Below are 20992 nucleotides of genomic sequence, written 5' to 3' on the forward strand. Positions count from 1 at the left end.
TTCGTCTGGTTGTTGCTTTGTTGTTTTACACCCTTAATCCATTGAAAATGAATATTCTTCAAGGCATTGCCGTTGTTTTGGTCATTATACTGATTGTTATTGCTTGTTTTCCGAAGAAAAAAGGCGAACCATATACCTTTAACTATTCGATTGAAAAGCCAACTTTAAAAATGGAAATGCCTACAAGTTTGAAAGAAATTTCGGGTTTATCGTTCTACAAAGAAAATCAGCTTGCCTGCGTAAACGATGAAAAAGGCACAGTTTTTATCTACAATTTAACTTCGCAGAAGGTTACAGAAACAATCGACATTGGTAAAAACGGCGACTATGAAGGCATTGAGGTGGTTGATGACGAGATTTTTATCATGAAAAGCAATGGTAAAATCAAAGGTTTCCGAATTAGCGATGGCTCGGAAAGAAAAATTGATTGCTCAGATAAAGACGTAAAAGAATACGAAGGACTGAGTTATCACCCACAAACCCGAAGCCTTTTGCTCGTAACGAAAGAAAAAGACAAGGATAAAAACGATAAAAAGACCATTTATTCTTACTCGCTAAGTACCGAAAAATTTGATAAATATCTGACTATCAACGAAGATATGATAAAAGGAAGCGATGGAAAGAAAACATTTGCACCGTCGGGCATTGCCGTACACCCAATTACAGGCGAAGTTTTTGTAATTTCTTCACAAGGAAAAAAACTCTTGATTTTATCACCCGAAGGAGAAAAAAATACCCTCATCGAACTCGACCCCGAAACTTTCGTTCAGCCCGAAGGTATTTGCTTCACACCCAATGGCGATTTATATATTTCATCAGAAGGCACAGATGCAAACGGTTATATTTTAAAGTTTGATTACCTGAAAAACTAAATTTCGTACTTTTACCAAGTAAACTTCAAAAACAATCAATTATGAGAATAATTCTAACCCTTATCTTCATCTCAAACTTAGTTTTTGCCCAAATTGGCAAAGAAAAAGTATTAGTAACAGACCTTACTCGAATTAAACAAATTGGTTCTATTAGTATCGCTCCCGATGGAAAAAAAGCCATTTACTCGCTGCGAACTTCCGAACCAAGCGAAGAAAACAAACTCGAATACGACTACCGCACCCATTTATTTTTGACTGATTTTCAGACAGTTAAGCAAATTACCCGTGGAACTGAAAGCGTGGGTAGTGCATCGTGGTCGCCTGATAGTAAACAAATTGCTTTTGCTCGAAATGTAAAAGGTAAATCGCAGATTTTCGTGATGCCGCTTGATGGTGGTGAGGCTTTTCAGCTAACTGATTCAAAATACGGTGCTTCAAATCCGAACTGGTCGAAAGATGGTTTAAAAATTTCATTTAGTGTGGGACTTTCTCTGACCGAACTCTTGAAAGATTCTGTACTGAATCCTTCGAAAGGTATTCCTGCTTGGTCGTTAGAAAAACCTGGTTTTGCTAAAAATGAATTTTTAAAACCTGCCAAAGGCGTAAAACCAAATCCCGATGGTACAATCGAAGAAATCAGAGCTTATTTAGAGAAAGATGTCGAAGATAAAAAAGCGAAGGTTATCAATCGTCTTACTTTTCAAGGCGAAGCTACTACTCAGCCAGAGTTGAATTTTTCGCATATCTACACAATCGAAGTAAAAGAAGGTGCAAAAGCTACGCCCCTCACTACAGGTTTTAGAAGTTATGGCGGTGGAGCATGGCTACAAGATGGACAAATTGCAGTACAAACAGCCCTCGATTCATTACTCCACCCAGACCGTGAACAAGATAATAGAATTTTAGTAATAAATCCCGATGGCTCGAATCGTAAAGTACTTTTGGGCGAAAAAGGTAAATCATTCGGTGGTGTAACTTGGTCGCCCGATGGAAAAAGCATTGTTTATACAAAATCAAATTCGCAAGGCGTAAATATTGGTGAATTGTATATTGCCAAAGCCGATGGCTCGAATCCACAATTAATCAAGTTTGACCGCTCGGTTGGTGGACTAACTTGGTCGAAAGACATGAAATATGTTTATTTTACAGCACAATCAAACGGTGGACAGCCGATTTATAGAGTTGATGTTGCAAGTAAAAAAGTGGAGCAATTAACTGATTTTGAGTCAGGAATTTTAGGTTTTGATTTATCGGCCGATAAAATTCTTTATTCAAAAACCGAAGTTGCCAATCCAAATGAGCTTTATGTGGCCGATTTACAGATGAAAAATCCTGTGAAATTGACTTCGGTAAATGATTGGGTAAAGAATAAAGCTTTAAGTTTTCCAGAAAAACGAACTTATACCAACTCAAAAGGCCAAAAAGTAGAATATTGGATAATGAAGCCAACTAATTTAGAAGCGGGCAAAAAATATCCACTTTTATTGAACATGCACGGAGGTCCAACCGCCATGTGGGGGCCAGGCGAGTTTTCGATGTGGCATGAGCATCAGTACTTTTGTTCGCAAGGCTATGGTGTGGTTTATGCCAATCCACGTGGTTCGGGCGGTTATGGTTTAGATTTCTTGCGTGCTAATATCAAAGATTGGGGAACTGGCCCAACCGAAGATGTACTCGCAGCGGCAACTGATGCAGCCAAAGCATCATGGGTTGATACTTCTCGTCAAGTTATCACAGGTGGCTCGTATGCAGGTTATCTGACCGCTTGGATTGTAGCTCACGACCATCGTTTCAAAGCAGCTTTTGCTCAACGTGGTGTGTATGACCTCACTACATTCTTAGGTGAAGGAAACGCATGGCGTTTGATTCCGAGTTATTTCAATTATCCGTGGAATGATACGCAAGAAAAAGTCTTAGAAACCAACTCTCCTTATACATTCGTTGATAAAATTCGTACACCATTGCTCATCAAACACGGCGAAAACGACCTTCGCACGGGCGTCATTCAGAGCGAAATGATGTATAAATCAATGAAAATCATGGGCAAAGAAGTAGAATACGTAAGAATGCCTGGTGGCACGCACGAGCTTTCACGCACAGGAAATGTACGCCAAAGAATCGACCGTATGCTACGCATTTATGAGTTTTTTGAAAGATTTGTTGGGAAGAAGTAAATGACGTTTCGTTCCCTTCGACTACGCTCAGGGAGCGAAGAACGAACAAAATGAACAAGCCACAAAAAAAGCCGAGGCAAAACCTCGGCTTTTTATTACTACACTTACCTAAACCCTAAAACTCCATAGGTACGCTCACACTCGTCGTATCCCAGGAAATGGTTAAAGTCTTGTCGTCAGTAGTGATTGTAAGTTTCTCTACTACGTCTTTTAATGTTTTTACAGGAACTGTAACTTCGGCTACGTTTTTATCTTTGATTTTATCGTATCCGTATGAACCCCATTGTTTTAATTCGCTATTCAAGATGATAGTCCACTCTTTCTCACCTAATTTTGAGAATAAAGAATAAGTACCTGCTTTCACAGATTTACCACCAAATTTTACATCTTTTTTGAAGGTGATTTCGGTTGCTTCATTAGCACCAGTACGCCATACTGTTCCAAACTTTTCTAATCCACCAAAAATCACACGACCTTTTTTAGAAGGTTGACCGTAAGAAACTTTTACATTCGTACTTTCAGCTGAAACTCTTGGGCTTTGTGCAAATGATAATGTGCTGACAACCAGCATTAATGATAAAAATGATAATACTTTTTTCATACAAGTTAGATTTGTGATATATGGTTATAAACGATAAAGAATGTATTTTAGTTTGAAATATGTTAGTTTTTATAAAAATAATCCCACGCTTTTTGATTAAATGGATAAATGCTTTATTCTTTTACTTTTTGAGCATAAAGTTTAGCCATTTCTCGTGGATTGGTTGGTTCTGGATTTATTTTGTCTGATTCCAATAACCCATCACGCAAACGAATGATTCGATGCGAATATTTGGCAATATCTTCTTCGTGCGTAACCATTACGATGGTATTTCCTTTGGAATATAGTTGGTCGAACAACTCCATGATTTCGTAAGAAGTTTTCGTATCTAAGTTACCTGTCGGCTCATCGGCCAATAGAATACTTGGGTCATTTACCAACGCACGAGCAATGGCTACACGCTGGCGTTGACCACCCGAAAGCTCATTAGGTTTGTGATGAGCTCGATTATCAAGACCAACATTTTTGAGAGCGAGCATGGCTTTTTCAGTTCTCTGCGATTTTGTATATCCCGCATAAATCAAAGGCAAAGCCACGTTTTCGAGGGCTGACTGACGAGGAAGCAAGTTAAATGTCTGAAAAACGAAACCAATTTCTTTATTTCGGACTTCGGCCAGTTCGTTTTCGCTCATACGACTTACGTCATTGTTGTTCAAAACATAGCGTCCACCCGTTGGGGAGTCCAAACAACCAATAATATTCATCAAGGTAGATTTGCCCGACCCCGAAGGCCCCATAAATGCTACATATTCACCTTTATCGACCGAAATCGTGACCGATTTTAAGGCGTCAATAATTTCGCTACCCATGATGTAGCGTTTTGAAATATTGGTTGTTTCGATAATTTTCATGAGAAGAAATGTTGAATGAGTGAATGAGTGAATGAGCGAGTAATTTTCACTCATTTTACTATTCAATATTCAAAGATATTATTCTATTCAAAACCATCCTTTGTTTTTTCCATCAATGCTTTTTGGGCTTGATAGATGGAAAGAAATGCTTGATAATCGGCAGGGCTACTTAGTTGTTGTACTTTTGCTAAACCATCGGCCACGTAGTCGGTCAAGCCAATTTTGAGCGATTGTAGTGTGTATAACTTCCAAATTTCGGCGGAAGTATCGTTTAACTCCGCCGCTCTGAAAACGAAATTATAAGCATCGTTAGGCTTTTTGAGCGTATTGTTATAAAAATCCGTGACTTTACTCAAAACATAAGGATTTAGGGGATTTTCCTGCAAAATCTTATCAAAGTCAGCTTTTTTAGTTAATGCAGTTTTAAATATTTCCTCAGACTTTTCTTTTTGGAAGTCGGCAATTGTTTGTTGATAATTTTGTTTTTGTAAAACTTCAACCGATGAAACATCGCCCGCTTTGCTGAGTAATTCCACCGCTTTATCATACACGCCTTGTTGCAAAAACCACATTCCAGCTACTTGATTATACAAAGGCTTATGTTTGGTTGAATCATTGGCCAAAACAGCCAGTTGTTTCAACCCTTCAAGTTTATTTTCGCTGAAATAATTTCGGCAAGAAATAGCAAACTCCAAATCTTCAAAGAAATCGTTGTTTGTTTCTTTTCGCTGAATATTCTGTAAATCTTTACTCGAATACGGAAACATGGTATTATTAAACGACGATAAATTATAAAGCAAGGCAAATTGGCTTACGTTAATGGCAGAATCTTTTGTTAATTCGATATTTGTCGTTGCCTGCACCTGTAAAATTTTATCGGCAGCAGCCCTATTTGCACGAAGACTCATGCTTTTTGTTGCTCTATTATCTCCTCCGAGTTTTGGATTTGATGCCTTTAATGATTTGTAGAGAGAATCTTTTTCTCCATATTTTAATTGATACGCCAACAAATTAGATTCCGCCAAATCGCAGTCGGAACAGTTTGTTTTTGCTAAATTCAGATAATAAAAAGTCGAATCAAGCACTTTTGTTTTTTCGTAGAGATAAGCAATATTAGTTAAAAGTTGTTGATTCTTCGGGAATTTACTCACGCCTTCACGCAAAGTAAAAAGAGCATCGAAGAACATATCTTTTTCCTGCAAAACCTTACTCAAACCCGCATACGCAAATGGACTGGCATTTTTTTCTAAAGCATTTTTCAGAAATAAACCTGTATTTTCTTTATCCCCGTTTTTTAGAGCCAACGACGCCAAAGCATAATTTGATTTATGGTTACGAATATCAAAATGTAAAGCTTCTTTATAAAATGTCTCAGCGGCCTGAAAATCTTCGGTGGCGGTATAATAGTCGGCAATGGCATTATAGTAGCCCGCTTTGGTTTGGAAGTAATTATTATAGTTTTTGAATGAAATCAGCATGAAAACCAAAATTACCGCCGCCATTCTGAAAAGTAACAATTCATAAAACTTGGGTTTGTAAATTACTTTATGCACTTCCAAACCTTTTTGAAGTGGTTGCGTAAAGTTTATCAGCACATAAAAGAAAAAGCAAAGTCCCATCGCTACGTGAGCATACGAGATAAAATCCTCGAAAGCTTCGATGAGTGGGTCGTTGGCGGTTGCATAGGCATAGCCAATCGTAGCGGTTGTGATAACGGCCAGTCCCAAATAAAACCAAGAGCCAATGCTCCGAAAATCAAAGAAATTCGATTGCTCCGAATAATCTCTGAAACCCCAAATTCCCAAAAGCATAGAAATGTCAAAAAGAGCTACTGGATTTATGGAAATAATATTCCAGTCTATATACTGAGATTTTTCGAGGTAAATTAAAAGAACATTGAGCAAATAAATGCTCGAAATTGCTAAGAACGAAGGAATATGATTGCGATTTTTCACTCCCGAATTCGACACAACCCAAACTAAGCTGGCCGAGATTTCGTGGGCAACCAATAAGATAAAAATCGCTGATAGAATAATTGCCGAAAGCAATCCATAAGAAAAAACTGCCAAACTTGGGTTTGTCGCTTTTGCCGTAAAGCCAATCAAGGCCGCCGCAGCCGTACTCAAAACAAGAAACGCTAAGAACCTTTTTAAGGCATTGATTTGAGGAGCAAAAGTATTGAAGTAAAAAGCTAAACCTGCAAACGCACCAAAAGCCACTAAAAATGGCAGTTGATTGACTGAATTAAAGACGATTTCGAGATGAAAAGTTATCAGAATACCTGCCAGTAGAACCATTCCACCCAAAAACCAATATCGACTCATACCCGAAAATGCACTCAATAGTAAATTCAGACCTAAGATAAATAATACTGCAAAAACATGATTTGCCAAAAGGTTAATATCCATCATTGAAGCGAGATAACGCTCTTTGACAATATAGGCATTTCCGTTGATGGTAAACTTCAGTCTGCCATCAGAGAATGTATCTAAAGCGGCTGGAATTTCGTCAAGCTCGCTGAGAATATCCCAGTGAATGACATTTTCTAAACCTTTGAACCAGTAAAAAGAAAGTAATATAATTGAGGTAAAAAGTATCGTAAGAATAAAAACAAAGCTTAATCGTTCATTTTTAGGCCAGTTTTGCCAAAAAAAGAGTTTTTGCATAATTATATCAAGAGTTTTTCCACGTGAAACACCAACTTATCCACAGCTTTTGCACACGCATTATAAATATTTGAGCCGTGAAGATAACGTAAAAACATTGTTTGATTATATTTGCGGTTCTAAAAAACTAAACAGCTCAGAAAATGACACTTCATAAGGAAGGCACAGGAACGATTTCGTTGACAATTATTGGACTATTAGCTGCCAATGCGGCATTAAGATATTTTTTACCCGAACAAGAAATTTTACACACGTTATTGCTCATCGTGAGTTTATTTTTGTTTGTGATTGTAGTTCAATTCTTTCGCAAACCAACTCGCACCACTGTTAAAAATCCAAAGCACGTAATTGCTCCTGCCGATGGCAAAGTAGTGGTAATTGAGGAAGTGGTAGAAACTGAATATTTCAAAGGCCCACGCCGTCAGGTTTCGATTTTTATGTCACCACTCAATGTGCATATCAATTTCAATCCGATTTCGGGAATTGTAACTTACGCCAAATATCACGCAGGAAAATACTTGGTTGCTTGGCACCCAAAATCAAGCACCGAAAACGAACGTACGACAATCGTCGTGAAACACCACAACGGCACAGAGGTTTTGTTCCGCCAAATTGCTGGGGCTTTGGCTCGTAGAATTTGCTGGTATGTAAAAGAAGGACAAGCCGTAGAGCAAGGTTCGGAGTTTGGATTTATCAAATTTGGTTCAAGAATTGACATTTTCTTGCCTTTGGATGCAAAAATCTTAGTCAACATCGATGATAAGCCCGTTGGCGGTGAAACCGTAATAGCAGAATTAATGTAATGTAGGACAGGTTTTTAACCTGTCTTTTTTTGTTATTTTTATCAACTACGTCATTGACAGGTTGTAAACCTGTCCTACAATCAATGGCAGAACACAACGAAACGGGCAATAAAGCCGAAGCAATGGCGGCCAAATTCTTGGAAAAGAAAGGCTACGAAATTCTCGACCAAAACTACACGCACGGAAAAGGCGAAATAGATATTGTTGTTCTGAAAGATGGCTGGTTAGTTTTTGTGGAAGTTCGGGCGAGGTCAGAAGTTGCTCATGGCTTTCCCGAACAAACTATCTCAAAAGCAAAAGCCAGTCTTATTATCAAAACTGCCGAAAACTACATTTACGAACACGATTGGCACGGAAATGTTCGTTTCGACATTATTGCCATAACTGTGGGCGAGAAATTTGAAATTATGCACTTTGAAGATGCGTTTTTCTAAAAATTCTTAACTCTACATTCTTAATTTTTCCAACACTTTCACTCCAGTATCTGCTAAGTTTATTCTTCAAAAACAGGCGTTTGTCTGAAAACGCTAATCTAAGGAGCTTTTCAAAAATAAATTTGTGTCATCAAAAAACGCAAATCAATGAAAAAGCTATTACCTCTTTTCTTATTTCAACTTTTATTATTTCCAACTGTTTTTGCCCAAACAACTATCAAAGGCAAAGTAACCGACCGCAAAGGTGATGTTCTTCCGAGTGCCAATGTTTTCGTAAAAGGCAGTTACGATGGTGCAACCAGCGATTTAGACGGCAATTTTACATTCAAAACCAATCAGAAAGACACTGCAACTATTTCGGCAAGTTTTGTAGGCTATGAACCTTTCGAGCAGAAAATAAAATTGGATAAGCCAATAGTAGAACTTATTATTAAGTTAGAAGAAGCCATGAATGTACTGAATACCGTGACGATTACGGCAGGAACATTCGAGGCATCAGACAGCAAAAAAATGGTCATGCTGAAACCACTCGACATCGTAACAACGGCAGGTGGTGGTGCAGATATTACAGCCGTCATGCAGCTTTTGCCAGGTTCGCAGCGAGTAGGTGAGCAAGAAGGACTTTTTGTGCGTGGCGGCTCGGCCAACGAAACCAAAACCGTAATTGATGGCATGATTGTGCAGAATCCGTTTTTTAGTAGTACACCCGATGTGCCACAACGTGGACGATTCACGCCTTTTATGTTTAAAGGAACAGCTTTTAGCACGGGTGGATATTCAGCACAATATGGTCAAGCACTTTCGTCGGTGCTTTTATTGCAAACCAAAGACAAAACCGATAACGCCAGTGGTTGGAATCTGAATGCTAACATGGCGGGCATTGGAGCAACTTACACGCACAAAGGCAGCGTTTCGGGGTCGGTTTATTATACCAATCTTTCGCCTTACTTCAAGGCGATTCCGTCGAATATTGTCTTCGATAAAATGCCGCAGGGAATCAGCACTTCGCTGACAGTTAATGAAAATCTGACAAAAAATAGTTCGTTGAAAATCTACGGCACTTACACCGATAATCAATCTACGATTTTGTTTCCATCTTATGAGGAAATTGGCACAAAGTACAAATTTGACCTAAAAAACCGCAATGTTTTCACGAATGGAACTTATCAAGTAAACTTTGACGAAGGTCGATGGATTTTACAAACTGGACTTTCGTACAGCCATAATACCGATAAACTAACAGTCGGAGGCAACGCAAACGACCGCCTCGATGAGCGTACACAGGCACGAGCAGTCATGACTCGCCTATTCGGAAGAAATAATGCCAGTTCGGTTTTGTTTGGTACGGAGTTTCACAACATCAAAGTCGGCAATATCTATAATCAATATGATTTTAGATTAAATGAAAATTATGGAACGGCTTTCATAGAAACCGAACTCTACATCACGCCAAAATTGGCAGGAAGATTTGGCTTACGAAGCGAATACACGAACGTGATAAATAAAGGCAATATTGCTCCAAGAATCTCTTTGGCCTACAAAATGGGTCAATACAGTCAAATTTCGTTGGCGGCGGGGCAGTTTTACCAAACACCTGAGAAAAACTATCTTTATCTCAATCAAAACTTAGATTTTGAGTTAGCCAATCACTTGATTCTGAATTATCAAGTGATCAAAAACGACCGAACATTTCGAGTAGAGGCTTTCAGAAAAGAGTATAAAGATTTAGTAAGAGAATATACCACTTTCTACGACCCAAACCCTTATCGTTTCCCGATTGGAAAAACCGATAATAGCGGGTTTGGCTACGCTCAAGGCTTTGATGGATTTTTTAGAGATAAGAAAAGCATCAAAAACGGGGATTTTTGGTTCACGTATTCTTTCTTAGATACTAAACGCTTATTCAGAAATTATCAGCAAGAAGCTACTCCAACGTTTGCTTCAAAACACAATTTTAGTGTGGTTTACAAGCAATTTCTTGAAAAAATCAGTACAAATGTTGGCGTAACTTTCACGCACACAAGCGGGCGACCAAACTATGATTTTGCCACAACCTCGTTTTCGCCGACTTACATGAAGCCGTACCAAAACGTGAGCCTTTCGGCGAGTTATATAAAAGTGATTAAAGGCAATTTTGTGGTATTTTATGCAGCATTGGATAATATTTTTGCTCGAAAAAATGTATTTGGCTACCGCTACTCAGCAGATGGCAAACAACGTTTTGAGGTTACACCGCCAGTTTACCGAACCTTCTTTTTAGGTATTTCGATGAATCTTTCAAAACAACTCGGAAAACCAAAAGAAGCCGATTTAGAAAATTGATAATTTTCATTCTTTCAAAAACGAAGTTTACTCCTCAAAAACAAGCATTCGTCAGAAATCAATATTTCAGCAACAAAAGTCCACATAAATTGAATCAACAAATCAGAAAAAGCTATTTTTTTTAACATTTAAACATTAATCAATATGAAACGTATTTTATTTGTAATCACCCTATTAACATTGGTAATTACCGAAACTTTTGCTCAAAACCCTGCCTACATTTCAGCAATGGAAAAAGCTGTCGATTTGCTCAGCGAATTTGAAAACACCGAAAACAACAAGCAAGCCGTTAGTCAGTTAGAACGCATCGCTGCTGCCGAACCCAAAGAATGGTTGCCAAACTATTGGGCGGCTTATGGTTTAGTAAACTTAAACTACGCCGAAACCGATGTCGATAAAAAAGACATCATTTTAGAAAAGGCCGAGAAGTTTATAGCTATCGCCGAAAAACTACAACCCAACAATGACGAAATTGAGGTGATGAAAGCCTACATTGCCAGTGCTAAAATGGCGGTTTCGCCGCAAGACCGTTGGCAAAAATACGGTGTAGTTGTAGGAGCAGCTTTAGCAAAAGCTAATCAATTAAACCCCGAAAATCCAAGAGCCGCCTTATTGGCTGGACAAGGAGTTTTCTACACACCAGAAGCTTTTGGTGGCGGTAAGAAAAAATCTCAACCACTTTTTGAAGATGCCATCAGTAAATTTGCGAAATTCAAACCCGCATCGAGCATTGCACCAAGTTGGGGCGAAAGAGTTGCTAAATGGATGCTTTCTCAGATATAAAAAATGAACTCATTAGCAACATACATAAAGGAAGTGAATGCTGAGGGAATAAAAAACCTTCAGCTCACAACTTTCGCTGGTGATATAGAAATCATCGGAACAGAAGAAAGTGTCGTAAAAATCGAAATTTTTGCCTCAGTCAGAAGTTTGCTAACTTTATTCCTGAATAGCGATAGATTAGATTCGATTGATTCAGAAATTAACCCTGTAAGCATCGAAACCGTCGGCGAAACGCTGAATATTCTTTCAAAACCCAATTATTTTCACCCATACAACTGGATTAATTTTCAGAAAACGTCTTTCCGAATTTCATTGCCCAAACATATTTCGGCCAACTCTAAAACTTACGGAGGTAATATCTATTTAAAAAACATAGACGCCAATCATGTTTTCACAACTTGGGGCGGAAATCTGTTTATTAGTGCCGCAAAAGGCGTTTTACGAGGAAAAACAATGGGCGGGCGTTTAGAAATCAATCAGTGCGATGCCAATATTGATGCGAAAACTTGGGGAGGAAAAGTTGTTTTGAGCGATAACGCTGGCGATGTACACGTAAAAACACTCGGTGGAAATATTAAAATAAAAAACCAAACTGGGAAAGTTTATGCCAGTACATCGGGCGGAAATATTTTGGGAGAAGGCTTGAAAGGCGAGCTTCAATGCTCAACTTGGGGCGGAAACATTAAGCTCTACGGCATTGAAGGCGATATTGGGGCAAATACCAAAGGAGGTAATATTGTAGCTGAAATAAAATCGGTTAGCAAATATATTTGGCTCGATACGGCGGGCGGAAATATTAAAGTGGCTTTGCCGCTCAATCAAGCCATTGATGTTGATATTTCAAGCTCGAAAGTTGTTGTGCCGCCACTTCAAAATTTTGAAGGCTATCGAACCCAAGACCAACTCGTAGGAAAACTCAACGGCGGTGGCCCAACCGTAAAAGTAAAAGGCACGGGCGGAACTATACGTATATCTGGAGCCTTAGAAAAAGACGAAAAGCCACAGAACAGTTTTATCAAACGTCAAGAAGCCACCGATAACAAACCAAGTTTTAATTTCAATATTGGTAATTTTATTTTTGGTCTGCTCTTTTGCTTACTAATTACTTATGGACTGAGCAGTATTGTGTATTTTGTATTACAACTCATTGAACCACAAAATACGCTATCAAGTGTTGATAAGATTGTGTTTTTATCAAACATTTCAATTAGTCTGAGTGCACATGCGGGCGTAACAACGTTTATACAACTCTTAGATAATAAAGTTCACTATCAATCACTCAAATATTTAACAATCATTGCTTTCACTTACATATTGTTGCGTTTTTGTCAGATATTCCTCAGTGTTTTTCACTTGAGTTATTCTAATATAGCCGCCGACGGTCTAAGCAATAATAGGCATTGGTATTTAGCAATTCCTGCAATTGTAAGTTCTTTGTATTTTTATTATTGGCAACATACCCGACAAATCACCCGCAAGATTTCGGAGCAAGAATATCAACTCCTAAACCTCGAAAAACTCAAAACAACCGCCGAACTTGGGGCTTTACAGGCACGCATCAATCCTCATTTTTTGTATAATTCGCTCAATAGTATTGCAAGTTTGGTGCATTCTGACCCCGATAAGGCCGAAGAAATGACAATTCTTCTATCAAAGCTTTTTAGATACACAACCGACCGCAACAACGAACATTTTAGTAGCATTGCCGACGAACTGGAGATTGTAAAAACTTATCTTTCTATTGAACAAGTACGTTTTGGTGATAGATTAAAGTTTGCAACCGAATTAGACAAAAGCCTTGAAGATTTTCAGATTCCGAGGTTTTTATTGCAGCCTTTGGTCGAAAACGCCATCAAACATGGCATTGCAAAGATTTCGGGAGAAGGGCGAATTGAGGTAAAAATTTATCAGAAAGACGAATCAATTATTCTTTCGGTACACGATTCTGGAAAACCTTTTCCCGAAGAAATGGCATCAGGTTACGGTCTGCGAAGCATCAACGATAAACTTAAATTGATTTATGGCAAAGATGCACAAGTAGAAATTCAGAACAACGACGCATATAAAGCGGTAATAATTACGATAAAGAAAAAATGAAAACGATACTCATCGACGACGAACCTCTGGCAATCGGACGGTTAAAAAGGCTTTTGGGCAAATTTGAAGATTTTGAAATAATTGCAGAAGCAAAAAATGGCCACGAAGGACTCGAAAAAATAACACAACACAAACCCGATGTGATTTTTCTGGACATCGAAATGCCCGAAATGACTGGTTTTGAAATGCTCGCTCAACTTGATTTTATGCCTTTGGTGGTTTTTGCTACTGCCTACGACCAATATGCCATCAGGGCTTTTGAAGAAAATTCGATTGATTATTTACTCAAACCCATCGAAACCGAACGATTGGAAAAGACCGTTGAGAAACTGCGTAAATTAAAGTCAAATACGGGCGAGAGCTCAATGAATAATAGTCTTTTGCAACTAATTGAGCAGTTCAAACCTAAGAAAGATATTCATTCGATTTCGGTAAAATCGGGCGAAAAGATTTTGTTTATTCCATTGACAGAAATCAGCTTTTTTGAAGCCGAAGACAAATACGTTTTCTTGAATACGACCGACGGAAAGCAATATTTGACCAATTATACAATAGCATCTTTAGAAGAAAAACTGCCAGAAAACTTCATCCGAGTAAGTCGCTCGTCAATCATTAATTCTCTCTTAATCAAAGAGTTACAAAAGTATTTCAGCGGAAAATATCTGGTAATTATGCGAGATACAAAAGCCTCGAAAATAGAAACAGGCTCAGCTTATGGAGAAAATTTGAAGAAGTTGATGGAGATTTAGACAAGAGATATTAGACAAAGGACAAGAGAAAAAAGTAAAAATAATTTACTCTATCTCATGTCTTTTGTCCCTTGTCTAAAATCTATTATCAACAATTCGTTCCGTCAATATCGCAAACCTCGCCAAGGGCTTCAACTGGCTGCATTTCAGCGGCAACTTTATTCAAAGTATCCAAAAATACACTTGTTGGCTGAGCTCCACTGATGGCATATTTATTATTCAAGATGAAAAAAGGAACACCAGAAACACCTAAATTCTGAAAATGTCTGATTTCTTGCGTAACGTGATAAGTAATTTCTTCATTGGCTAAAATACCTTCCGTTTTTTCACGTGACCAACCAAAATCTTCCATAAAAGCAATGAGTTGCTCTTTCTCAGAGAAATCAATACCATCAGTAAAATATGCCTTGAAAAACTTCTCTTCTAACTCTATTTGCGTTCCTTCTTCACGGGCAATGTGTAGCATTTTGTGTAACGGAATCGTATTGATAGCTTTTGGCATTTTATCAAAATCAAACTTGATGCCTGCCTGCTCGCCCACCCCTACCACACGCTGAAACATTGGCTCGATTCGCTCTTTGCTACCGAATTTATTAAGAAAGTATTCTTCTTTATCAAGCCCTTCGGCTGGAATCGTTGGGTCAAGTTGAAAAGGATGCCAAGTAACCTCAACTGGCTGACTATCAAACCTTTCGAGAGCTTTTTCTAAATGTTTTTTTCCGATATAACACCACGGACACGCCACATCAGACACGATATCTATTTGCAATGGTTTGTTGTTCATTCTGTATAATTGTTTTTCAAATAAAACCTACGAAGCTGAAATTTGGTTCAAAAAAAGGGGTTCGATAAATCGAACCCCTTTTTAAATATTTTGTACATTCTTGACTAAAATTGTATTGAATGACGCTATGGACTGTGCTGGCCACAAACTGTTGGCTACTACACAAACTCCTTGCCTTTCACTCCTGCCGCAGCCACAAATTCTTTTACTTTTTGTTCATCCTCTTTTTTACAGATCATCAACACATTATCAAACTCTGCTACAATGTATCCATCTAAGCCACTCAGAACAACTAAGCGGTCTTTTGGAGTTTTTATGATACTATTTTGAGTATCATAAAGCATTACATTTGCATCAACCGCATTTTGGTTTTCATCTTTATCAGATATTTCATACAAAGACTTCCAAGTACCCAAATCAGACCAACCAATGTCAGAAAGTACCACAAATACATTTTCGGCACGCTCCATGATTCCGTTATCAATCGAAATATTTTTGCATTGTGGATATGCTTTGTTTAAAGCGTCGGCTTCATTATCTGTATAATAATCGGCCTTGATTTCTTCAAAAGCCTCTGCCATTTCGGGTAAGAATGCTTCAAAACATTTCTTGATGGCATTTACATTCCAAATAAAAATACCAGCATTCCAAACAAATTCACCACTTTCAACAAATTTCTTTGCCCACTCTAAGTTTGGTTTTTCGGTAAAAGTTACCACTCGCTTAATGTCACCTTCTGACTCTGAGAATTGAATGTATCCATAACCAGTATCTGGGCGAGTTGGTGTGATACCAAGTGTAACTAACACATCATTTTTTGCTGAGAAATGTAACGCAATACTAATTCGCTTGCGAAACTCCTCTTCTTTCAAAATAATATGATCAGCAGGAGCAACAACAATATTAGCATTGGGGTTTTTAGCCCCAATTTTGTAGCACGCATACGCAATACAAGGAGCCGTATTTCTACGATTAGGTTCAAGCAAAATTTGGTCGTCATTCAAATAAGGCAACTGTTGCTTTGTAATATCATAGTATTCTTTGCTCGTAACTATATAGATATTTTCTTTTGGACAAATTCCATCAAAGCGTTCAACAGTTTGTTGAATCATTGTTTTTCCAATCCCCAGTACATCATGAAATTGTTTAGGGTTATTTGAGCGGCTAAATGGCCAGAACCTTGTTCCGACTCCTCCAGCCATGATTATAACGTAATTATTGTTCATTGATAGAAAATTGTCTTAAAATTGGCTTTTAAAGTTTCTATTATTTATTGAGATATGTTTCTAAACGTAAAGCTACGTTTTCTCTGATATTCATCCAAAAAAGATTTATATCAGCAATGTGCCATACTTTTATATTGATAAATGCTCTGCCTCTAATGTATGGTTTATTAATCCACAAAACACCTTTATGATTTTGTGCATCAGCAGCTTGCTTGACGAATGTGAATTTATAACCAACGCCACCCTTATTGAGTTCTTTTGGGGCAAATTCTTCATCTAATTTCCAAGTAAGTGGGTTTGTGCTAACTGCTGTACTGAGTCCGTCTTCATAGTATTCTGGTAAATAATTTCTCGCATAAGTATTCCATGAGACAAAACCGCCGAATTCTTCAGCCGATTTACTTGGCTTGATATTCTCAAAAGTATCAGGCTGAGTAGCAATTCCTATTAAATATGCTTCTACAAGTTGCTTTTGGAGAGGCTTTCCATCAAAAAAATCTTTTAATAATCGTTTAGCGTGAACCGTTCCTTGGCTATGTGAGGCAATAATGATTGGCCGACCTTGATTCCAGTTTTTTAGATAAAATTCAAAAGCGGCTTTAATGTCAGAATACGCTACATCTAAAGCTTGCTTTTTATCTTCGATATTTGGCGTCAGAAAAGAATAGTAATGTGCCTGACGATAACGAGGAGCATAAATTTTGCCCGAACCATTAAAAGCAGATGCTTGATTGAGAATAGTAGAATTATCCGTTTTCTCGTTCAGTTCAGTATCACTGACATCAGCATTCCACTGATATTGATTTTTAGGTTCGTATGTAAAAGTAGTTGGGTGAAGAAAGAACACATCCGCCTTGGCATCTTTTTGATTTTCGGTCAGATTCGACTTTAAGGGTGTTTTATCTGCTTTGTCTTCAATAGTTGGTAAAGCAGCCCAAGCACTCATTTGTGAATAATCAGGGGCTGAGGGGGTAAATTGAGGCTTAAAATTTGATTTTAAAACAACCGAGTTTTGGGCGAAAATTTCAGCGGATAAAATCGACAAAAAATAAAATATGGATATAAAAATCGTCTTTTGCATTATATATAATTATTTTTTGTTAAAATTGTAACATTTTAATACAAACTAATAATAGTATGCTTGCATATTATTATTTTCTTTTCTAAGTTTGACACAAAAATACGTTTTGTTAACCACTAACCAATATTCTCATGTACAAACTTTCCATTAAAAAATGTTTGCTCGGAATATGCTGCTTTCTAATTACACAGCTTTCCTTTGCTCAAACAAAAGTGTCTGGAACCATTACCGATGCTACCACTAAAGAGCCTCTTATTGGAGTAAGTGTGCAGGTAAAAGGTAAAGTTGTAGGAACAATCACCAATGCCAAAGGTGAGTTTTCTTTCAATGTATCGACCCCACCACCATTTTCAATATTAATTACTTCAGTTGGATATGAAAGTCAAGAAGTAAATGTTTCTGGAAATTCAGCCGCTATTAATATTGCTTTGAAAGAGCAAGCCGTATTAGGTCAAGAAGTTGTCGTATCGGCTTCAAGAGTTGAAGAGTCCGTTCTGAAATCTCCAGCGGCTATCGAAAAGATGGATATTCGCACAATTCGTGAAACGGCCTCACCTTCTTTTTACGATGCCTTAGCTAATATGAAGGGTATTGATATGACAACACAAGGTTTGTTATTTAAATCTATCAACATGCGTGGTTTTGGTGCTACGGGAAATCCTCGTACCGTACAAATGATTGACGGAATGGACAACCAAGCTCCAGGTCTAAACTTTCCTGTTGATAATATTGTAGGTATGCCAGAGCTTGACGTTGAAAGTGTTGAGGTTTTACCAGGTGCCGCATCGGCCCTTTATGGCCCAAATGCTATCAATGGTTTGGTTTTAATGAATAGTAAAAGCCCATTTTTATACCAAGGTTTGAGTGCAACTTTAAAAGCAGGTGTGATGAGTGCCAGCAATCGTGATGTTGTAAATACACCATTGACTGATTTCTCGATGCGTTATGCAAAAGCATCAAAAAACAATAAGTTTGCTTTCAAAGTAAACTTGGCTTACATCGCGGCTAAAGATTGGCAAGCAACAAATTATACAAACTTAAACTTGGGCGGTGTACAAGATGGCACAAGAGGAGCAGGTGTAAAAACCGATTATGATGGAATGAATGTTTACGGTGATGAAGTACAAGCAAATATGACAACTGTTGCCAATGGACTAATCGCTGCTAAATTATTACCAGCAGCAGCATTGAGCTTAGTACCAAGCACCAATGTTAGTAGAACTGGTTTCTTAGAAAGAGATTTAGTTGATTATAATACCAAGAGTTTCAAAACTAACTTGGCCGCACATTATCGTATCAATGATAAAGTAGAATTAGTTGGTCAAGTAAATTATGGTTACGGAACAACCGTTTACACAGGAACTGGTAGATACTCACTTCGTAATTTTAATCTAACTCAAGCTAAAGTTGAGTTGAGAGGTGATAATTTCACTTTGAGAGCCTATACAACTCAAGAGCGTTCGGGCGAATCTTATGTAGCTGGTTTGGCTGCTGTGGAAATGTTGAATAGTATCAAACCTCATGCAACTTGGTTTGGCCAATATGTAGGAGCATTTGTAGCTGCTCGTAGTGCAGGACAAGCCGAAGACTTAGCTCACCTAACAGCAAGAAATGCAGCAGACCAAGGAATGCCAAAACCTGGCACTGCGGAATTTAATACATTACTCGAAAAATACCGTGAAGAAGCTATCGTAGATGTAGATAAAGATGGCGTAAAGGGTAGTGCTTTCTTGGATAAAACAAATATGTATCACGCTGAAGGGGTTTATAACTTCAAAAATCAAATCAAATTTATTGATTTATTGGCTGGTGCAAACGTTCGTCAGTACAGCTTACGCTCAAACGGAACACTATTCTCTGATACAAAAGAAGGACGCTCAGGTACTATTCCAATCAATGAATATGGTGCATTCTTACAAGCAGCAAAAAGTTTGTTTAGTGACCATCTAAAATTATCGGCTTCGATTCGTTATGACAAAAGCCAAAACTTTAAAGGCTTTTTCACACCTCGTTTATCGGCCGTTGCATCATTTGGACAACAAAACTTCCGTGTTTCTTACCAAACAGGGTATCGTATTCCGACTACTCAAAACCAATACATCGACTTAGCAACCCCATCAGGAACTTTAATTGGTGCTCAACCTGAGTTTGATACAAGATACAACTTGGCAAATGGTGTAGATTTAGCAACATTGACTGATTTTTCAAGAAACCCAACAAAATATCTCACTGCTGATGTTTTGGCTAAAGCACAAGCGTATGCGACTGCTGCCGTAACTGCACAAGCAACTCCAGCGATTACTGCGGGTGTAAACGCAGCCATTCAACAAAGCGTGTTGGCGGCAGTTACTGCTGGTGCAACTCAACAAATCCAAACAGGAGTATTAGCGGTTGTAACTCAACAGATAACAGAAGGTGTGACTGCACAGGTAAATGCCTTAGTAGCAGCAGGACAATTATCAGCTTCAGCAGCAACAGCAGCAATTCAAGCTGGTGTTGCCCAACAATTGGCACTTCCTACAACACAAGCAAGTATCCAAACTGCTGTTCAACAACAATTAGCTTTACCTGCAACACAGGCAGGTATTCAAGCAGGAGTAGCCGCCAATTTACCAGCCGCTATTGCAGCTAATTTCCAACCAGCATTCAATGCTGAGTTAGCCAAAGCCCTCGCTGCAAATGTGCCAGGGGTTACTGCTCAAGTTGCACCAGCATTCGGTTTAGCGGCATTGCCTAAGTATAAAGTAGCAGATTTAAAACCTGAAAGAATCTCTTCGTATGAAATTGGTTACAAAGGTTTAATTGCTAAGAAATTATTCATTGACTCGTATTTCTATACAAGTAAATACACCAACTTTATTGGTGGAACTGCGATACTTGTACCAACGGCTGCTGCTGCTCCAGGTTTACCGATTGAATCGGGACTTGGCGGTGCATCTACTCGTGCGGCATATTCACGTGTAATAAATTCAAAAGAAATTATCACAGCCAATGGTTTTGCGATTAGTGCTAATTATTCCCTAAACAAAGGATATAATGTAGGGATGAACTTTGCTCAGAATAACTTAAAAGGTTTTACCGCAAGTCCAGAACAACAATATGCAGGTTATAATACTCCGAAAAATCGCTACAATGTTAGTTTTGGAAAACGCTTGAATAGTGGTGATAAATTTGGTTTCAATGTAAATCTAAGACACCAAGATGAGTTTGTTTGGCAAGCAAGTTTCAACCAGCCAACTACAACTGGTATTACATCATTTACTAATACAAGCGTACCAGCCGTAACAACTTTTGATGCCCAAGTAAGCTACAAATTAGCTTCAATGAAATCTATCATCAAATTGGGTGGTACTAATATTGGTGGTAAACCATATATTCAGGCTTATGGTAGTGCAGCCGTTGGCTCAATGTACTACGTAGCTATTACGTTCGACGAATTATTGAACAAATAATAACGAACAAACGATTTTATTAATTTTCATAATTTTCTTTGGTTTAAGTCAGAAAAGAGCTTCCATTTGGAGGCTCTTTTTTTGTTCGCCCAAATCT

15 protein-coding genes are annotated in these 20992 nt (G+C 38.1%); 9 read left to right on the forward strand and 6 right to left on the reverse strand.

What is annotated here, in order from left to right:
- Positions 1-47: 47 nt before the first annotated feature.
- Together ABR854_RS14470 and ABR854_RS14475 are read left to right on the forward strand one after the other, a co-directional pair.
- Positions 48-872 (forward strand): SdiA-regulated domain-containing protein, encoded by an 825-nt coding sequence (locus tag ABR854_RS14470; protein WP_350266125.1) that lies wholly within the window; start codon positions 48-50, stop codon positions 870-872.
- A gap of 41 nt (positions 873-913) precedes the next feature.
- On the forward strand, positions 914-3046 hold the full coding sequence (locus ABR854_RS14475) for a S9 family peptidase (protein WP_350266126.1): 2133 nt from the start codon (positions 914-916) through the stop codon (positions 3044-3046).
- 115 nt (positions 3047-3161) lie between these two features.
- Here the strand turns inward: ABR854_RS14475 and ABR854_RS14480 are convergent, their stop codons facing one another.
- The 3 genes from ABR854_RS14480 to ABR854_RS14490 all read right to left on the reverse strand — a co-directional run bounded on the left by ABR854_RS14480 (position 3162) and on the right by ABR854_RS14490 (position 7164).
- Positions 3162-3647: a DUF2911 domain-containing protein gene (locus tag ABR854_RS14480; protein ID WP_350266127.1), complete on the reverse strand. Its 486-nt coding sequence runs from the start codon at positions 3645-3647 to the stop codon at positions 3162-3164.
- Between the two features lie 113 nt (positions 3648-3760).
- A complete protein-coding gene (locus ABR854_RS14485) occupies positions 3761-4498 on the reverse strand; it encodes an ABC transporter ATP-binding protein (RefSeq protein ID WP_350266128.1) in 738 nt (245 codons plus the stop codon).
- An 83-nt stretch (positions 4499-4581) separates the two neighbouring features.
- Complete coding sequence (locus ABR854_RS14490; RefSeq protein WP_350266129.1) at positions 4582-7164, reverse strand: tetratricopeptide repeat protein; 2583 nt, start codon at positions 7162-7164, stop codon at positions 4582-4584.
- Between the two features lie 143 nt (positions 7165-7307).
- On the opposite strand from ABR854_RS14490, the gene ABR854_RS14495 reads away from it, so the two are divergent.
- The 6 genes from ABR854_RS14495 to ABR854_RS14520 all read left to right on the forward strand — a co-directional run bounded on the left by ABR854_RS14495 (position 7308) and on the right by ABR854_RS14520 (position 14352).
- Positions 7308-7967, forward strand: coding sequence for a phosphatidylserine decarboxylase family protein (locus tag ABR854_RS14495; protein ID WP_350266130.1), 660 nt, complete (start codon positions 7308-7310; stop codon positions 7965-7967).
- Positions 7968-8050: 83 nt separating this feature from the next.
- Positions 8051-8401: a YraN family protein gene (locus ABR854_RS14500; RefSeq protein ID WP_350266131.1), complete on the forward strand. Its 351-nt coding sequence runs from the start codon at positions 8051-8053 to the stop codon at positions 8399-8401.
- 147 nt (positions 8402-8548) lie between these two features.
- Entirely contained in the window at positions 8549-10723 is a 2175-nt protein-coding gene (locus tag ABR854_RS14505) for a TonB-dependent receptor (protein ID WP_350266132.1), read from the forward strand.
- Positions 10724-10867: 144 nt separating this feature from the next.
- Complete coding sequence (locus ABR854_RS14510; protein ID WP_350266133.1) at positions 10868-11506, forward strand: hypothetical protein; 639 nt, start codon at positions 10868-10870, stop codon at positions 11504-11506.
- 3 nt (positions 11507-11509) lie between these two features.
- Entirely contained in the window at positions 11510-13603 is a 2094-nt protein-coding gene (locus tag ABR854_RS14515) for a histidine kinase (RefSeq protein ID WP_350266134.1), read from the forward strand.
- On the forward strand, positions 13600-14352 hold the full coding sequence (locus ABR854_RS14520; RefSeq protein ID WP_350266135.1) for a LytR/AlgR family response regulator transcription factor: 753 nt from the start codon (positions 13600-13602) through the stop codon (positions 14350-14352). The genes ABR854_RS14515 and ABR854_RS14520 overlap by 4 nt, the downstream gene beginning before the upstream one ends.
- 88 nt (positions 14353-14440) lie before the next feature.
- On the opposite strand, the gene ABR854_RS14525 is transcribed toward ABR854_RS14520, so the two are convergent.
- From ABR854_RS14525 to ABR854_RS14535, 3 genes are all read right to left on the reverse strand, one after another.
- A complete protein-coding gene (locus ABR854_RS14525) occupies positions 14441-15136 on the reverse strand; it encodes a DsbA family oxidoreductase (RefSeq protein ID WP_350266136.1) in 696 nt (231 codons plus the stop codon).
- A gap of 158 nt (positions 15137-15294) precedes the next feature.
- Positions 15295-16362 carry a mannose-1-phosphate guanylyltransferase gene (locus tag ABR854_RS14530; protein WP_350266137.1) on the reverse strand — a complete coding sequence of 356 codons (1068 nt, stop codon included), beginning with the start codon at positions 16360-16362 and terminating at the stop codon, positions 15295-15297.
- A 40-nt stretch (positions 16363-16402) separates the two neighbouring features.
- Entirely contained in the window at positions 16403-17308 is a 906-nt protein-coding gene (locus tag ABR854_RS14535; RefSeq protein ID WP_350266138.1) for a DUF3089 domain-containing protein, read from the reverse strand.
- Positions 17309-17574: 266 nt separating this feature from the next.
- Between ABR854_RS14535 and ABR854_RS14540 the strand changes: the two genes are divergently transcribed.
- Complete coding sequence (locus ABR854_RS14540) at positions 17575-20895, forward strand: carboxypeptidase-like regulatory domain-containing protein (RefSeq protein WP_350266139.1); 3321 nt, start codon at positions 17575-17577, stop codon at positions 20893-20895.
- The last annotated feature ends 97 nt before the right edge of the window (positions 20896-20992 follow it).

Source organism: Emticicia sp. W12TSBA100-4 (genome assembly GCF_040253585.1).
GTDB lineage: Bacteria > Bacteroidota > Bacteroidia > Cytophagales > Spirosomataceae > Emticicia.

What these genes read in the sequence shown, in the direction of transcription:
- ABR854_RS14535 (WP_350266138.1), bottom strand. Translation starts at nt 17,308, where the DNA reads ATGAGTGCTTGGGCTGCTTTACCAACTATTGAAGACAAAGCAGATAAA.
- ABR854_RS14525 (WP_350266136.1), bottom strand. Translation starts at nt 15,136, where the DNA reads ATGAACAACAAACCATTGCAAATAGATATCGTGTCTGATGTGGCGTGT.
- ABR854_RS14495 (WP_350266130.1), top strand. Translation starts at nt 7,308, where the DNA reads ATGACACTTCATAAGGAAGGCACAGGAACGATTTCGTTGACAATTATT.
- ABR854_RS14510 (WP_350266133.1), top strand. Translation starts at nt 10,868, where the DNA reads ATGAAACGTATTTTATTTGTAATCACCCTATTAACATTGGTAATTACC.
- ABR854_RS14485 (WP_350266128.1), bottom strand. Translation starts at nt 4,498, where the DNA reads ATGAAAATTATCGAAACAACCAATATTTCAAAACGCTACATCATGGGT.
- ABR854_RS14480 (WP_350266127.1), bottom strand. Translation starts at nt 3,647, where the DNA reads ATGAAAAAAGTATTATCATTTTTATCATTAATGCTGGTTGTCAGCACA.
- ABR854_RS14540 (WP_350266139.1), top strand. Translation starts at nt 17,575, where the DNA reads ATGTACAAACTTTCCATTAAAAAATGTTTGCTCGGAATATGCTGCTTT.
- ABR854_RS14515 (WP_350266134.1), top strand. Translation starts at nt 11,510, where the DNA reads ATGAACTCATTAGCAACATACATAAAGGAAGTGAATGCTGAGGGAATA.
- ABR854_RS14505 (WP_350266132.1), top strand. Translation starts at nt 8,549, where the DNA reads ATGAAAAAGCTATTACCTCTTTTCTTATTTCAACTTTTATTATTTCCA.
- ABR854_RS14500 (WP_350266131.1), top strand. Translation starts at nt 8,051, where the DNA reads ATGGCAGAACACAACGAAACGGGCAATAAAGCCGAAGCAATGGCGGCC.
- ABR854_RS14490 (WP_350266129.1), bottom strand. Translation starts at nt 7,164, where the DNA reads ATGCAAAAACTCTTTTTTTGGCAAAACTGGCCTAAAAATGAACGATTA.
- ABR854_RS14470 (WP_350266125.1), top strand. Translation starts at nt 48, where the DNA reads ATGAATATTCTTCAAGGCATTGCCGTTGTTTTGGTCATTATACTGATT.
- ABR854_RS14475 (WP_350266126.1), top strand. Translation starts at nt 914, where the DNA reads ATGAGAATAATTCTAACCCTTATCTTCATCTCAAACTTAGTTTTTGCC.
- ABR854_RS14520 (WP_350266135.1), top strand. Translation starts at nt 13,600, where the DNA reads ATGAAAACGATACTCATCGACGACGAACCTCTGGCAATCGGACGGTTA.
- ABR854_RS14530 (WP_350266137.1), bottom strand. Translation starts at nt 16,362, where the DNA reads ATGAACAATAATTACGTTATAATCATGGCTGGAGGAGTCGGAACAAGG.